Raw genomic sequence first — 14,732 nt, 5'->3', positions numbered from 1 at the left:
TACGAAGATGCATTCTAAATGCAGATGCTAGAATTGGAGATAAAGTAAAATTATTAAAAATATAAAGTTTTTTGCCATTTTTTAATCTATACGGGTATATTTAATAATGATAGGCTCCTTTTGTAAAAGTTCTTTATGAATGTATAAAGAACGTTGTAAATATATGTAATATTAAGTAAATGTCCAGGTTAAGCTTTTTTACTGACTTTACAGAATCATGGGAGTGTCTTATTTGCGCGACACGCAATTATTTTAGTCGTTTCAAAAAAACAGGAGAGCATAGTGAATGCTGATGAAATAAAAAAACTTGATAATTATTTAAAAAATATATTCCAAAACTCAGCATTACAAGTCAGAGCACGGCCTAAAAAGAGTGATTCTTGTGAGGTTTATATGGGAGATGAGTTTTTAGGCATTATCTATCGAGATGAAGATGAAGATGAGCTCTCCTATAATTTTTCAATGGCTATATTAGATATTGATTTAGAAAATTGATTCGTTATTCATAGTTAAATGAATCTTTTTATCCCATAAGATTTATATAAGTTTTAACGCTTTAAAGCTCGTATGGTTATTTCGTGCAATAATAAGATGGTCATGGATGATAATGCCTAATGCATTTGCTGCATCTTTTAATCTATATGTCATTGTTATATCTGCATCAGAGGGGGTGGAATCGCCAGAAGGGTGATTGTGGACTAAGATAAGTCCTGATGCGGATAACTCTAAAGCTCGAGAAATAACTTCACGAGGATAAACAGGGGTATGATCAATGGTTCCGGTTTGTTGCACCTCATCAGCAAGTAAGCCGTTTTTCTTATCAAGAAACAAAATACGAAATTGTTCACGTGTTTCGTGAGCCATAACAGCTTTACAATAAGCTAACACTTTATCCCATGATGAAAAAATATCGCGTTTAAACAATTGCGCACGAGCAAGACGCCCAGCGACATCTGAAATAATTTTTAAATCAATTGCAGTGGCCGGACCACATCCTGGAATTTCTTGAAGTCGGTGAATATCGGCTCCCAACACATCAGCTAATGAACCAAAATGCGCTATCAAATTTTTAGCTATGGGTTTTGTGTTTGCACGGGGTATTGTGCGAAAAAGCAATAATTCAAGATATTCATAATCTTCAATTGCATTTCCTTTTGACTTTAAATAGCGCTTCCGAAGACGTTCACGATGTCCTTGATAATGTTTATGAAGCTGTGCGTTTTTCTGAGGCTCTTCACTTTTTCTTTCTGATACTGGGGTGAGTGGAGAACTCGATGTTAATGCAAAGTGATTACTTTGAGTATCTTCCTTTTGATTTAATTTTTTAGCCATAACATCTCTACGTTGCGTTAGGTATGGGAATTTGGAATATAAAAAATATTTTTAGGAGATTGTGTAAATATTTCACACCCTTCATTTGTGACACCAATTGTATGTTCATATTGTGCCGTCAGAGAGCGGTCACGGGTAACAGCAGTCCAACCGTCAGATAAAATCTTAACTTGTGGTTTCCCAAGGTTAATCATAGGCTCAATTGTAAACATCATACCTTGTTTTAATTCTATTCCTTCTCCAGGATTTCCATAATGGAGGATGTTGGGTGCATCATGAAAAAGCTGCCCAATACCATGTCCACAAAAATCTTTCACAATTGAGCATCGTTCAGATTCTGCATACTGTTGAATAGCTGCACCAATATCACCTGTGGTTGCTCCAGGCTTAACAACAGCGATTCCTTTCATAAGACTTTCATAGGTTATTTTTAGCAGGCGTTCTGCAGCACGTCTGATTTTTCCAACAGGATACATTCGGCTTGAATCCCCATGCCAACCATCAAGGATAAAGGTTACATCCACATTCACAATATCGCCTTCTTGCAAGGGTCTTTTATTGGGAATGCCATGACAGACAACGTGATTGATAGATGTACAGCATGAATGGCTGTATCCATGATAATTTAGATCAGCAGGAAGTGCTCCTCGCTTAGCACCAAAAATGAATACAAAATCATCAATTTCTTGCGTAGTAACGCCTGGCTTAATAATATCCGTAAGCGCATCAAGGCATTCTGCAGCAATGCGACCAACTTCACGCATTTTAGCAAAAGCATAATCATCGAAAATGCGAATTTTCCCATTAAATTTTAAAGGGCTTTTATTATATTCAATATACTCAGTCATTGTTTTTTCTGTTTTCTATTTTTACTCTCTGAATCGGAAAAATGCCTTCTACACTTACGTGACACTTTACAGCATAAAATTCTACTCCTGATTTTAATGCTAAATCAAATTTACGTCCATAGAGTGGATCAAGATCATGACAGATCGTAAAAGCTGCGCAATCTTCTCGTTGAATAATATAAAGCATAGCAGCTCTTTTTCCTTGTTGTACAACTCCTATGAGCTCATCAAGGTGACGTGCTCCACGTTTTGTTTTGCTATCAGGAAATTCTGCTAACCCTTTTTGACGAATAAAATGAACATTTTTGACTTCTAGGTAACAATCAGGAAGAATGTCATCACGTAAAAGAAAGTCAATCCGTGATTGTGTCCCATAGCGTTGTTCTTTTAAAATTGTTTTATATCCACTTAACTCTGGTAGTAATCCGTTTTGAATTGCTTCTAATGCAAGTTTATTGGGTAAAGCAGTATTAATGCCAACCAAAGTATTATTGGCTTCAATAATTTCTAATTGATAAGCATATTTTCGTTTGATCTTATTATGATATGAAAGCCAAATATTGGAGTTGAAAGCTGTTAATCCAAGCATTGATCCTGTATTAGGTACAGACACGGTGAGGACATGCTGATTATCTTTTTCAACATCCGCAAGGAAACGTTTATAACGGCGGATAAGCTTTGCGGGAAAAAGTTTTGGAATAAAGTGCATATTTCTTTTTTAGGATTTATGATTTCATAATTCAACTGAGATTGTGATTTGTGGGGGCTATTCCCTATAAAAAAAGATAAAATTGATGTAAAAAATGCTACGATATCCTATATAAATTGTTATAAATTCCATCGTTCACTTTAATGGCTTTTAAAATTTATTGTCTTTGAGTGAAACGATAACGTTGTCTATAATTTATTATTAAACAGCATTAGAGTACTGTGAAGAAGGTTTCGTAAAAAATAGTGGAGAGGGAGATAGTTAAGTGAAACTAGGTAAGATTGATGGCTGGAACGAATAAGAATCGTGAAAATTTAACAAATGGTCCCATTATTATTTTAGTTGAACCGCAGCTTCCTGAAAACATTGGTATGGTCGCAAGGGCAATGGCAAATTTTGGGCTTTCTAATCTTCGGTTAGTCAAACCTCGAGAAATGTTTCCAAATGAAAAAGCTAGAGCTGCTGCAAGTAAAGCTGATCATGTCATTAACAACGCTGTGATTTTTAATACATTGCGTGATTCAATTGCAGATTTACACTATGTTTTTGCCACAACAGCACGTGAAAGATGTGGATTTAAAACTGTAAAAAGTGCTGTCGAAGCAGCAAGCGTATTACGTCAGCGTGAAAGTATCGGACATAAGACAGGTATTGTCTTTGGAAGAGAGAGATGGGGATTAGAAAATGATGAAATCAGCCTTGTTGATGAAATTATTACTTTTCCAGTTAATCCTGCTTTTGCGTCACTTAATATTGCGCAGGCGGTTCTTTTAATGTCTTACGAATGGATGAAAACAGGTTTAGAGAATGTCAGCGATACGGCATTTCGTGCCACAGAGATGGAACCTGCAAATAAAACAATATTTCATGGTTTTTTATCTCAGTTAGAAGAGGCTTTGAATATTCGTGGGTATTTTAGACCCCCAGAACGCAAAGAAGTAATGCTTGCAAATTTGCGCTCTGTTTTTACGCGCGCTAACTTTAGTGAACCTGAGGTTCGTTTATTGCGAGGCATTATATCTTCTTTGGATCATTTTTCGCCACAATATCCACGGGGGAGTAGAGCACCTGAAGAGCGTGATCGTAAAAAAATTAAAAATAAGTGTGAAAACTAATGGATGAACGACCTGTTCTTTTTTTTGATAGCGGTATTGGTGGTTTAACAGTGTTCAGGGAGGCACGTATTCTTATCCCTGAAATGCAATTTATCTATGTTGCTGATGATGCAGGATTTCCTTATGGAAATTGGAAAGAAAATATTTTGAAAGAGCGTATTTTAAAGATTTTTACAAATCTTTTAACACGCTACAATCCAGCCTTATGTGTGATTGCTTGCAACACCGTTTCTACACTGATGATGGCAGATTTACGACAGAATTTTTCTCATGTCCCTTTTGTAGGAACGGTTCCTGCAATTAAATCAGCTGCTGAACAAACAAAATCTGGTTTTATTTCCGTATTAGCTACTCCTGGAACAGTGAAACGTGCCTATACAAATGAATTAATTAATTCTTTTGCTGGACAGTGTCATGTTCAGCTTGTGGGAAGTAAAAAGCTGGCTGGATTTGCTGAAGATTATTTACGGGGAAAATCTATCGATTCAGAAGAGTTAAGAAAAGAAATCCTGCCATGTTTTGTGGAAAAAAATGGACAATATACTGATGTTATTGTTTTAGCCTGCACACATTATCCTTTTTTGATTAACTTCTTTCGTGAACATGCTTTATGGTCCGTTGAGTGGGTTGATCCGGCGAAAGCGATTGCCAAACATATCAGATCATTATTACCACTGTCGGAAAAAGTACACGATCAATATATAAAGAAATATCAAGATTTTGCGTTTTTAACATCGAAAAATATCACTTCTTTAACGGAGAATTTGTTTAAAGGATTTGGCTTAAAACTCATGAAAGGAGTTGACTTTGGGTTGCGAGACTAATAATGATGATCTAGCTATTTTTTCAAGAAAATAGCATTAATTGACGTGTCCCGTGGATAACTTTGCATATTGATATGTTAAGGTATTCTGTCAGTCTTTAGTATTTAAAGGCAGAGGAGGGCGCGTTTCCTTGGGGTCTTAAGATCTCGTGTTTTATTTTATAAGGAAATGCGATGAGTAAACGCGAAACAACAAAGTATAAAATTGACCGTCGTATGGGAGAAAATATTTGGGGTCGTCCAAAATCTCCTGTCAATCGTCGTGATTATGGTCCAGGTCAGCATGGACAGCGTCGTAAAGGAAAACTTTCTGACTATGGGGTGCAGTTGCGTGCTAAACAGAAATTGAAAGGGTTTTATGGAGATATTTCAGAAAAACAATTTCATAAAACCTATGAAGAGGCTGCTCGTCGACGGGGCGATACTGGTGAAAATCTTATCGGTCTGTTAGAATCACGTTTGGATGCTGTTGTTTATCGTGCAAAATTCGTTCCTACGATTTTCGCTTCTCGCCAATTTATCAATCACGGTCATGTTAATGTAAATGGTCGGCGCACAAATATTCAATCTTATCGTTGTAAACCAGGTGATGTTATTGAGGTTCGGGAAAAATCAAAACAACTTGTTTTAGTTTTGGAATCAGTGCAATTGGCTGAACGTGATGTCCCTGATTATATTGAAGCAGATCATAAACAGATGAAAGCAACCTTTACACGTATTCCTGCTTTTGCAGATGTTCCTTATGCTGTGCAAATGGAACCTAATTTGGTTGTTGAATTTTATTCTCGATAATTTTCCTGCAAGAGAAGTTTTTTTCTCTTCTATTATTATAACTTCAAAATATTGTGTTGTTTTTACAATCTCTGAAGTTAATAAGTGCTTTTTGTGAATGGTTCTATTTTAAGTTTATTGCTATGTTTTATAGTCATAAACTTATATAGTTCCGTTTCTTTTTTGTGTATCTAATTTATACATTCAAAAAAACATAAATGTAAGATTGCTTTAATATTTGTTTTTATCTTTGCAAAACGAGCTGTTTATTGTGCAGGATATGGTATTATGAATGATGTTTCAGTTAAATATCAGGCAATAGAAGAAAACGAAGGGAAAGATGATCCTTTAATAAGCGAAGCAGATAATTGTCATCCAATGTTTCGTGTTGCTCCTTCAAGCGTAGAATTTAATAAATTGCGCAAACGACTTTTACGTCATATGCGACAAGCTTTGGATGATTTTTCTATGCTCTCTACAGGAAAAAAATGGCTTGTTGCTTTATCGGGTGGAAAAGACTCTTATGGTTTATTAGCGCTTCTTTTAGACTTAAAGTGGCGAGGTCTTTTATCCGTTGAAATTCTTGCCTGTAATCTTGATCAAGGGCAACCAGGATTCCCTAAGCATATTCTTCCAGACTTTTTAAGTTCTTATAAAATTCCATATCGTATTGAATACCAGGATACTTATTCCATTGTTACAGATAAATTGGCAGAGTCGCAGACATATTGTTCACTTTGTTCTCGATTACGACGTGGTAATCTCTATCGTATTGCACGTGAAGAGGGATGTTCTGCATTAGTTTTAGGTCATCATCGTGATGATGTTTTAGAAACATTTTTTATGAATTTGTTTCACGGTGGCCGATTAGCTGCCATGCCTGGAAAACTTAAAAATGATGAAGGAGATCTTTTTGTGTTACGTCCTCTTGTCTATGCTGCTGAGGAAGATATGGAAAAATTTTCTCAAGCAATGCAATTTCCGATTATTCCTTGTAATCTTTGCGGTAGTCAAGATGGTTTACAACGTAATGCAATGAAAGAAATGCTGAAAAATATCGAAAAACAAATGCCAGGACGTAAAGATACGATGATTCGCGCTTTAACAAATGTACGCCCAAGTCATTTGCTTGATAAGAAATTCTTTGATTTTAAAACGTGTTAATAAAAATTAGATATTTTAAAAAATAAATTCAAAGAGTTTAAGATAAGATACTTATTTATAATGATAATTTATTGTTTTTTTATTTAAATACCGTAAGATTGTTTTGTTTCAAATTTTCTTATATTGCATCCATAAAAAACATCCGCCTGCATACCACAAAGGAAACTCTTGTGTGCATAGAACACTATTGAAAAAAGTTTCCTTTCACTAACTAATAACTGTCGCAATATGAAAAATGGGAAAATAGTACGATTGTCGATTTACTCTTTTGTTAAGTAAAAATAGTGAACCTTGTGGATTTTATTCTTTTGCGCCTCCATCACCTCATTTAAGGCATTAAATTAAGAGAATATATAACTGCTTGGTATTTTTGGAGTGTATAGCAAACATTCAGGGTAAGGATTTCTCGTGAATTCTCATGAAGTGAGTACATAAGTGATCAAGTTCGATTATGAGTAGCCGATCTTTTTATAAACTAATGCTGATGGAAATCTTCCTCATTGAGGACAGGGAAGAAGTTAAATTTTTAAACTGCTGCACCATAAAGATCATAGGCATCCGACTGTTCAATTTTAACGCTGACAAATTCACCAACACGCAACGGGCGTCGTGATGATATATGGACAACACCATCTATTTCTGGAGCATCGTATTGACTACGTCCTTTGGCAACTTTTCCTTGACTTTCATCGATAAGCACTTGGAGTCTTTTTCCAATTTTTTTCTTTAAAAGATATGTAGAAATTTGTTGTTGTTTTATCATAAAACGATGCCAGCGATTTTCTTTCACCTCTTCAGGAATATTTTCTAATCCCAAATCATTTGCGGCGGCTCCTTTTACTTCTTCATATTTAAAGCACCCAGCGCGTTCAATTTTTGCTTCTTCTAGCCATTCTAGAAGTATATTAAAATCTTCATTCGTTTCACCAGGAAAACCAACAATAAATGTTGAGCGCAAAGTAAGATCTGGACATATTTTTCGCCATTCTTCAATTCTACGGTTTGTTTTTTCTATGAGTGCAGGACGCTTCATATGACGCAAAACAGCTGGTGATGCATGCTGAAAAGGAATATCCAGATAAGGAAGAATTTTTTTTGCAGCCATAAGTTCGATAACTTCATCAACATGGGGATAGGGATAAACGTAATGCATACGTATCCAAATACCCATATCGCCTAGTTCGCGACAAAGATCAAAGAATTTTGTTTTGATTGTACGATCTTTCCAAGAATTTTCGAGATATTTAAGATCAATGCCATAAGCACTCGTATCTTGTGAAATAACTAAAAGTTCTTTTACACCCGCTTGCACGAGTTTTTCAGCTTCACGAAGAACATCGCTGATGGGACGTGAAGTGAGATCACCACGCAGAGTAGGGATGATACAAAAACTACACCGGTTAGAGCATCCTTCAGAAATCTTTAAGTAGGCGTAATGGCGAGGTGTTAAACGAATACCTTGGGGTGGAACTAAATCAAGAAAAGGATCATGAACAGGAGGAATTGCTGTATGAACAGCTTCTATAACACTTTCATAAGCTTGAGGTTTTGTAATAGCCAATACATTAGGATATGTTTGGCGAATAACATCAGGATCAGCACCAAGACACCCTGTTACAATAACTTTTCCATTTTTTTTGAGAGCTTCATCAATATTGGCTAATGATTCTCTCCTTGCCGAGTCAAGAAAGCCACAGGTATTCACAATAACGACATCTGCTCCTTGATGTTGATGTGAAATTTCATACCCTTCAGAGCGAAGGCGTGTAATAATTCGCTCAGAATCTACGAGTGCTTTTGGGCATCCGAGGGAGACAAAACTAATACGAGGTGCTACCATGATGATCCTACAATTATTGTGAATGATTGAGTTACACTTTTATAACTGAAAAATAATGTTCTTTATTTTTATACCTATGCAATAAAATCTGTTACAAAGTTATTTGATTTTTTTCTACAAAATTTTATGTGTTTTTATGCATGCATACAATTTTATCTTATTATATCGTAAAATTCTGTCATTGAGGACGATGATATAAGGTTGCTTCCTTCAAAGCATTCAAGTTCTTTTATAAAGTACGTGGTGAATATTTTAAAGCTTACTTGTCGCGCCTTGCGTAAGTGAAGGACAATGGAGGGAAGGAAAAATGAAATCCGCTCGATAAGGATCTGGACTGTTTATAGACCGAATTGGGGCATCCTTTGGCAGTGGAGAGGAAGTCAACTGCGTGTGGCACAATAAAAAATACTCAACAACTCCTTACTGCGGTATCTATCGCGTACTATAAGGTTTATTTTTAATATTTGCGAATAAGTCCGGTAAGTTTACCTTGTATTTCTACACGTTCGGATTCGTATGTACGTGCTTCATAATGAGGATTTGCAGCTTCTAATGCAATAGAAGCGCCTTTGCGTCGATAACGTTTTAATGTGGCTTCTTTTTTATCAATAAACGCAACAATAATTTCACCTGTTATTGCTGTATTTTGACGTTTCACAATGATCGTATCTTTATCAAGGATACCAGCCTCCATCATAGAATCATCTTTAACTTCTAATGCGTAGTGCTCACCTGTATTAACCATATTACGTGGGAGAGAAAGAGTGTTTATTTGTTGCAGTATAGCAGAGGCGGGCACGCTCGCAGAAATACGTCCCATAATAGGAATGGTAATATTTTTTTTTTCTTCTTCATCAAAGTTGTCAAGGTTACTCAAGTTTTTTGATGTTTCCCTTTTATTTTTTTCTATCATACTGGGAGAAATTTTACGTGCTAAAGAAAGGTTAAATGTTATTTTCTCAGGGAGTCGAATCACCTCCACTGCACGAGCGCGATTGGGTAAACGACGTATAAACCCTCGTTGTTCTAAGGCTATAATGAGCTTATGAATACCAGACTTTGAAGAAAGTTCTAATGCATTTTTCATTTCTTCAAAAGAAGGAGGAACACCAGTTTCTTTTGTATGGTTATGAATAAACAAGAGTAGCTCATATTGTTTACATGTTAGCATTCAATATTCCAATCAAAATAATAAAAAAGGAGTAAAGTAAAAATACATGTATATATAACAATTTTACAATTTTTTTTCCGCCAAATCAAAATTATTTTCTTTATTTTTGATCCTATAAGTTATAGTTAATTAAGCAATATGTTTATTTATAGACATATTTAAATTATTATTTATATAAAACTTACTTTAAGCATTTTATGAAAATATTATTTATATATTATATATCTACATTAATATTGAACAATGTATAAAAATACTTTATAGCTCTGACTGAATTATCCAACACTAAATTTTATGACCAGTGTTATTCTTTTCTTCTAAAAATATATCTACGTATTTTGTAATTTCTTGATATAAAAAAGTTAATTAGAAGGCATTTTATATATTTAGAACACTCTATGGGTATTTAGATCATTTTGCACACTGCATATTATTTCTGCTTTTTTAAGTAAAATTATTTACAGCTATAATAGTGAGCATAATTTATAGTCATTCGGGATACTTTCAATGAGACTGAATTTTATGTCTGTTTTATTCTATAGGATAAATTGCCTTTCGTTATATATTCATTATGCATGAATAAAAATCATACCCTTAAAATGCCATTATTGCTCATTGTCCCATTTTCAGGTCTAACGCACCAACCGCTATATACTATTTTGCTGAACCCTAATGTTGAGATAATTTTTGGTTATTGAAAGGAGGTATAAAAGGTATTTTCATTTCTTTTTTATAGTTTTATTCTCTCACTCAAGTGATGAAATAATAAATTATTATAAATCAATATTTTATATTATAAATCTGTATTCATATTTGAAAATTGAAAACTAAAATATAAAGATATAAAAATAATATTATAGTAAAAGGTATTTTTTCTCTATCCATTATGCTCAACACCCCATGTGAGGAAAGGGGGGAGTAATTTCTTATAATTTTAGCGCTTCGAATCTATGCAATATTTTGCAGTGAAATTGTTCCTTGATTGAAACTTCAAAAAGAAGATTAAATAGTACCTATACAATGATGAAAAAAGGAGGGGAAAACGGAAAATTATTGATAACTGAAGAAAATAATAATATTTTTCTTCAAAAGGTGTTGACCAAATGAAAAGTCAACCGTATGTTCCCTTCACTTTCTACAAATTAGATAGTCTACAAACTAGATAGCTTGTGTGAGAGCGCGTAGCTCAGCTGGTAGAGCAACTGACTTTTAATCAGTAGGTCCAGGGTTCGAATCCCTGCGCGCTCACCAACTTTAAATAATATCAATAGACTATACAAAAATTTAAGAATCTTTCTCGTTTTGATTCTTTTTGAAGTTCTTTATTGATTCTATAATCAGTCATTTTCTATCAGATGTTTTGGAATAGAGCGATGCTATGCTGTCTCCTGTCCAAAAAAAAGAGCTTTAAGCTTACGATACGCTTGTACCTGCGTTGGCAGCACATGTGGTTGCTCCTTTTCTCAATCCATAGATTGATTTTTTAATACCTAGTGCATTACATGATTCGCAAAACAAGTTGCTAAAATCACCACTTATTCACAGTTTATATTATGAAATGATTTTTCTATAAGAAATTGATTTGTTTAATTTTTATTCTTTTAAACATCTACTATAGTACATTTATTTCTTACGAAAATCATAAAAAGGTTAACAATGTGTTAATTTCTTGATAAAAGGGGACAATTAAAGAGTGGTATATGCGCGAGGGAAATCATTTAAAAACGTAAATTCTTCCGTCTCGTACAAAAAGCGTGACAGCGTGACGTGGTTTTTACAGTAGTACTTAACAGAAATAAGTGGACTGAATAGATGCCTTCAAATAGAAAAAAGAAATTTACTTTTATTATTAAACCATCACTTCAATTGTTTTCTATGATCGTCATTTCTCAGTCACTGGTATCTTGTTGTGCAAGCCAAACTATGAATTTTTCAATAAAAGATTCCTATCATAATAAACCAATTGACGTAAACACTTCTGTACTACCTCAACAAGTATCCAATAAGAAGAATCAATCGGAAGAAAAAAAGCGTGGACGAGCTATTGTTGGTAAACCTTATCAAATAAAAGGAAAGTGGTATTATCCTCAAAATGATCCGACTTATAAACGTGTTGGCGAAGCATCATGGTATGGTTCAGACTTTCATGGACGTTTAACTGCTAACGGTGAAATTTATGATATGAATCTTTTGACTGCTGCTCATCCTACAATGCCTTTACCTAGCTATGCTCGTGTTACTAATTTGAAAAATGGATCTTCAATCATTGTTAGAGTGAATGATCGCGGACCTTTTATGAAAGACAGAATCATTGATTTATCAAAGCAAGCTGCGGCAATACTGGGGTATGTAGATAGGGGGGTCGCAGATGTTAAGGTAGAATATATTGCTGAAGCACCCGTTGGCTATTATGATGGTGCATATTTAATGGCCTCTTATACTCCTGGAAATGCTGCCTCATATTCATTAGCGTCAGAAAATGTTTCGAAAAAAAGAGAGACTGTTTTGTTAAAAGAGAAGCGCAATACAGGAAAAAAAGAAGAATTAGCTAAAGCAGCTACTGTTGAACAGGAACAACGTAATAAAACTGTTGCAGTTAAATTGCCAGAAATTGGTCCTATTATGGTTGATAAGCCGGTGCCATTCGATCAAGTTGCTTCTATAAATAAGCTAAACAAAAAAACAAAGGTCAATTGGCTACAACTTTTTTAAGAAAAAATGCGTTGATTTTTTATCTATATAATTCTCTAGTAAAAAAGATAAGAACTTACGGATTTAGTGTAAGGTTTTCATCTTAAAGCGCGTTGTCCTTTTAAAAAAGCGTGGTTGGGTGCTATTATAAATTCAGTGCGTCCTTTGCACCCCATTGCTGGCCTATTCGTCGTTTTATGATATTGCTTGCTTAATAAAGCGCGTACTTTTCTTGCTGTAATAGCTTTTACTAGACGAGGGGAGATTATTGTATCAGTCTGTTTGTGTAATCTCCAAAGCAACTATACAATCAATTTGATAGGAATAAAAAGCTTAAAAAATATTTTCTTTTGATTCGGTTTTGCAGCTTTCCAAAAAGCATCCACGGTAATATCTTATGAAGAGATTATGCATTACTTCATGCTTTTGTTTATCATGTTCTTTAATGGAGTAAGTCCCCTCACGAGAAACAGAGCGTCTCAAATAAAATACACTTACATTGCCAATTCACGTACTTATTTAAAAGGAAAATATTTCAACACGTTACAAGCCTATTTTACGATAGCGCCTGTAAATGGTATGATTGGTAACGCCTTTAGACATCACTATCTTTACACTTATGAAGATATAAACCGACACCATCGTATACTTTGCAAGCCTCCAATGTTTTGTGCGATAATTTTTAACACTTGAGAGGTTGATAAGAGGTATTTTTACTCTCTTTTTTAATAATTTTTATCCATATACGAACTTTACTTATGATGCGTAAGTAAGCGAAATTTATTAAATTCAATATGAGAAGAAAACTTACAGTATTTTTCACAATATATAAGTTAAAATTATTATTATTTATTATAATAAACAATGTACTATAAATATAAAACAAAAAAATAAAAACATTTTTGTCTTTATATACTTTAAAACATTAAACTAAAACTAGGTATAAGATAAAAAGTGCATCGTATTACTTTTTATAACGTTGAATAAAAATAAAGTCTTTTCTTGAGTTGTCAATAATTCCTCAATTTGCGGAAATAAAAAAGTTTTTTCCTATATAAGATTCTTTATGTTGATCTTTGGGATGGGAGGAGAAGCTATGTATACAACATTAAGGATCTTATTGACTTTATGGGGGATATTGGCATTTGACATGTGGGGGAGAGCAGAAGGTTTTCAAATTTCTTCATCACAATTGTTGTTACTCGATGATGATACAGGGACAATACTTTATGAAAAACAAAGTGATATTCCTTTTTTTCCTGCTTCATTAGCAAAATTGATGACAGTAGAAGTCGTATTTCATCACTTAAAGGAGGGATTGTTAAAGAGTACGCAGAAATTCAAGGTCAGTGAAAATGCTTGGCGTAAGGGTGGAGCACCTTCCGGTACAACTACTATGTTTGCAAAGATAAAGACAGAAATCAGTGTTTCTGATCTTTTACGTGGTTTAATTATTATGAATGGAAATGATGCTGCTATTATTCTTGCTGAAGGAATATCTGGACATGAGGCTCATTTTGCAAAACTGATGAATCAGCGCGCGAAAATAGTCGGATTATCTCAGAGTCATTTTGTTAACGCAACAGGGCTACCCGAAGAGGGACAATGTGTAACCGTGCGTGATATGATTATATTAGCACGTCATATTGTTCAGGAATATCCGGATTATTATGCACTTTATCGTGAACCTCATTTTACGTGGAATAATATTTTTCAACGTAATAAAAACCCTCTTATTTCTAAGGAAATTGGTGTAGAAGGATTTGGTTTTGGCTACAGTGAAAAAGAAGGTTTTTCAATGGTTGCTACCATTTCTAAAAATCATCGACGTCTTTTTTTAGCAATCAATGGTTTGCAAGATGGTAAAAAATATACAAAAGAAATAGAACGCATTCTTCAATGGGGAATGACAGCATTTGATCTCAAAACGATTTTCACAAAAGAAGAAGCGGTTGGTCGTGCTTCTGTTTATGGTGGTAAGCAAAATTTTGTTCCACTCATTGTTAAAAAACCAATAAGTTTTATGCTTTCGAATGAAAAAAAAGTAAATGTTAAAGCAAAAATTAAATATCATGGTCCATTGAAAGCTCCTATCATTTCTGGGCAATCAGTTGGCGTTATTCAAATTTTAGAAAATAAAAAGGTTCTTCTGGAAAAACCAGTTTTTGCCGGAATGAATGTTCAGGAAGGAAGTTTCTTTGCAAAAGTAAAAAATGCATTCTATGAAATAACAATTGGATGGTTACGGAAATATTTGTAGTTACGTGC

General features: G+C 34.3%; 11 protein-coding genes, 1 tRNA gene and 2 pseudogenes. 8 read left to right on the top strand and 6 right to left on the bottom strand.

The features are described 5' to 3' along the window. Window positions 1-282: 282 nt before the first annotated feature. Window positions 283-495 (top strand): DUF3126 family protein, encoded by a 213-nt coding sequence (locus tag ACFINF_RS04335; RefSeq protein ID WP_015856411.1) that lies wholly within the window; start codon window positions 283-285, stop codon window positions 493-495. A gap of 42 nt (window positions 496-537) precedes the next feature. Here ACFINF_RS04335 and radC read toward each other — a convergent pair whose 3' ends face one another. From radC to sfsA, 3 genes are read right to left on the bottom strand one after another with little or no spacing between them, the layout of a single operon-like run. Beyond that, window positions 538-1,332 carry a DNA repair protein RadC gene (gene radC, locus ACFINF_RS04330; RefSeq protein WP_375619821.1) on the bottom strand — a complete coding sequence of 265 codons (795 nt, stop codon included), beginning with the start codon at window positions 1,330-1,332 and terminating at the stop codon, window positions 538-540. Window positions 1,333-1,349: 17 nt separating this feature from the next. Beyond that, complete coding sequence (gene map / locus ACFINF_RS04325) at window positions 1,350-2,180, bottom strand: type I methionyl aminopeptidase (protein WP_375619820.1); 831 nt, start codon at window positions 2,178-2,180, stop codon at window positions 1,350-1,352. After that, on the bottom strand, window positions 2,173-2,889 hold the full coding sequence (sfsA, locus tag ACFINF_RS04320; RefSeq protein WP_375619819.1) for a DNA/RNA nuclease SfsA: 717 nt from the start codon (window positions 2,887-2,889) through the stop codon (window positions 2,173-2,175). The genes map and sfsA overlap by 8 nt, the downstream gene beginning before the upstream one ends. 284 nt (window positions 2,890-3,173) lie before the next feature. Here sfsA and ACFINF_RS04315 point away from each other — a divergent pair. From ACFINF_RS04315 to ttcA, 4 genes and pseudogenes are all read left to right on the top strand, one after another. After that, window positions 3,174-4,011, top strand: a pseudogene (locus ACFINF_RS04315) (RNA methyltransferase). Next, window positions 4,004-4,828, top strand: a complete 825-nt coding sequence (gene murI, locus ACFINF_RS04310; RefSeq protein WP_375619818.1) for a glutamate racemase — start codon at window positions 4,004-4,006, stop codon at window positions 4,826-4,828. Before ACFINF_RS04315 ends, murI begins: the two are co-directional and overlap by 8 nt. A 173-nt stretch (window positions 4,829-5,001) precedes the next feature. Beyond that, on the top strand, window positions 5,002-5,619 hold the full coding sequence (rpsD, locus tag ACFINF_RS04305; RefSeq protein WP_273722651.1) for a 30S ribosomal protein S4: 618 nt from the start codon (window positions 5,002-5,004) through the stop codon (window positions 5,617-5,619). Window positions 5,620-5,886: 267 nt separating this feature from the next. Continuing rightward, the gene (ttcA, locus tag ACFINF_RS04300; RefSeq protein ID WP_375619817.1) at window positions 5,887-6,762 is read left to right on the top strand and encodes a tRNA 2-thiocytidine(32) synthetase TtcA; all 876 of its coding nucleotides are present in this window, start codon (window positions 5,887-5,889) and stop codon (window positions 6,760-6,762) included. A gap of 526 nt (window positions 6,763-7,288) precedes the next feature. Here ttcA and rimO read toward each other — a convergent pair. Together rimO and lexA are read right to left on the bottom strand one after the other, a co-directional pair. Beyond that, on the bottom strand, window positions 7,289-8,602 hold the full coding sequence (rimO, locus tag ACFINF_RS04295) for a 30S ribosomal protein S12 methylthiotransferase RimO (protein WP_375619816.1): 1,314 nt from the start codon (window positions 8,600-8,602) through the stop codon (window positions 7,289-7,291). Window positions 8,603-9,059: 457 nt separating this feature from the next. Next, window positions 9,060-9,773, bottom strand: coding sequence for a transcriptional repressor LexA (lexA, locus tag ACFINF_RS04290; RefSeq protein WP_375619815.1), 714 nt, complete (start codon window positions 9,771-9,773; stop codon window positions 9,060-9,062). 1,175 nt (window positions 9,774-10,948) lie between these two features. Here lexA and ACFINF_RS04285 point away from each other — a divergent pair. Next, a tRNA-Lys gene (locus tag ACFINF_RS04285) sits at window positions 10,949-11,024 on the top strand. 90 nt (window positions 11,025-11,114) lie between these two features. Here ACFINF_RS04285 and ACFINF_RS04280 read toward each other — a convergent pair. Further along, a pseudogene (locus ACFINF_RS04280) lies at window positions 11,115-11,300 on the bottom strand (integrase); the annotation flags it as partial. Between the two features lie 285 nt (window positions 11,301-11,585). Between ACFINF_RS04280 and ACFINF_RS04275 the strand changes: the two are divergent. Both ACFINF_RS04275 and ACFINF_RS04270 read left to right on the top strand, forming a co-directional pair. Further along, window positions 11,586-12,485, top strand: coding sequence for a septal ring lytic transglycosylase RlpA family protein (locus ACFINF_RS04275; protein WP_375619814.1), 900 nt, complete (start codon window positions 11,586-11,588; stop codon window positions 12,483-12,485). A gap of 1,075 nt (window positions 12,486-13,560) precedes the next feature. Then, window positions 13,561-14,724 (top strand): D-alanyl-D-alanine carboxypeptidase family protein, encoded by a 1,164-nt coding sequence (locus ACFINF_RS04270; RefSeq protein WP_375619813.1) that lies wholly within the window; start codon window positions 13,561-13,563, stop codon window positions 14,722-14,724. The last annotated feature ends 8 nt before the right edge of the window (window positions 14,725-14,732 follow it).

Source organism: Bartonella sp. TS25HLJMH (assembly GCF_042193505.1).
GTDB classification, from domain to species: domain Bacteria; phylum Pseudomonadota; class Alphaproteobacteria; order Rhizobiales; family Rhizobiaceae; genus Bartonella; species Bartonella grahamii.
Note: the sequence above shows the minus strand (reverse complement) of the source record. Positions and strands in the feature narration are given on the sequence as shown.

Bases quoted from the DNA above. Each gene is read 5' to 3' on its own strand.
- radC (WP_375619821.1), bottom strand. From the start codon at position 1,332: ATGGCTAAAAAATTAAATCAAAAGGAAGATACTCAAAGTAATCACTTT.
- map (WP_375619820.1), bottom strand. From the start codon at position 2,180: ATGACTGAGTATATTGAATATAATAAAAGCCCTTTAAAATTTAATGGG.
- sfsA (WP_375619819.1), bottom strand. From the start codon at position 2,889: ATGCACTTTATTCCAAAACTTTTTCCCGCAAAGCTTATCCGCCGTTAT.
- murI (WP_375619818.1), top strand. From the start codon at position 4,004: ATGGATGAACGACCTGTTCTTTTTTTTGATAGCGGTATTGGTGGTTTA.
- rpsD (WP_273722651.1), top strand. From the start codon at position 5,002: ATGAGTAAACGCGAAACAACAAAGTATAAAATTGACCGTCGTATGGGA.
- ttcA (WP_375619817.1), top strand. From the start codon at position 5,887: ATGAATGATGTTTCAGTTAAATATCAGGCAATAGAAGAAAACGAAGGG.
- rimO (WP_375619816.1), bottom strand. From the start codon at position 8,602: ATGGTAGCACCTCGTATTAGTTTTGTCTCCCTCGGATGCCCAAAAGCA.
- lexA (WP_375619815.1), bottom strand. From the start codon at position 9,773: ATGCTAACATGTAAACAATATGAGCTACTCTTGTTTATTCATAACCAT.
- ACFINF_RS04275 (WP_375619814.1), top strand. From the start codon at position 11,586: ATGCCTTCAAATAGAAAAAAGAAATTTACTTTTATTATTAAACCATCA.
- ACFINF_RS04270 (WP_375619813.1), top strand. From the start codon at position 13,561: ATGTATACAACATTAAGGATCTTATTGACTTTATGGGGGATATTGGCA.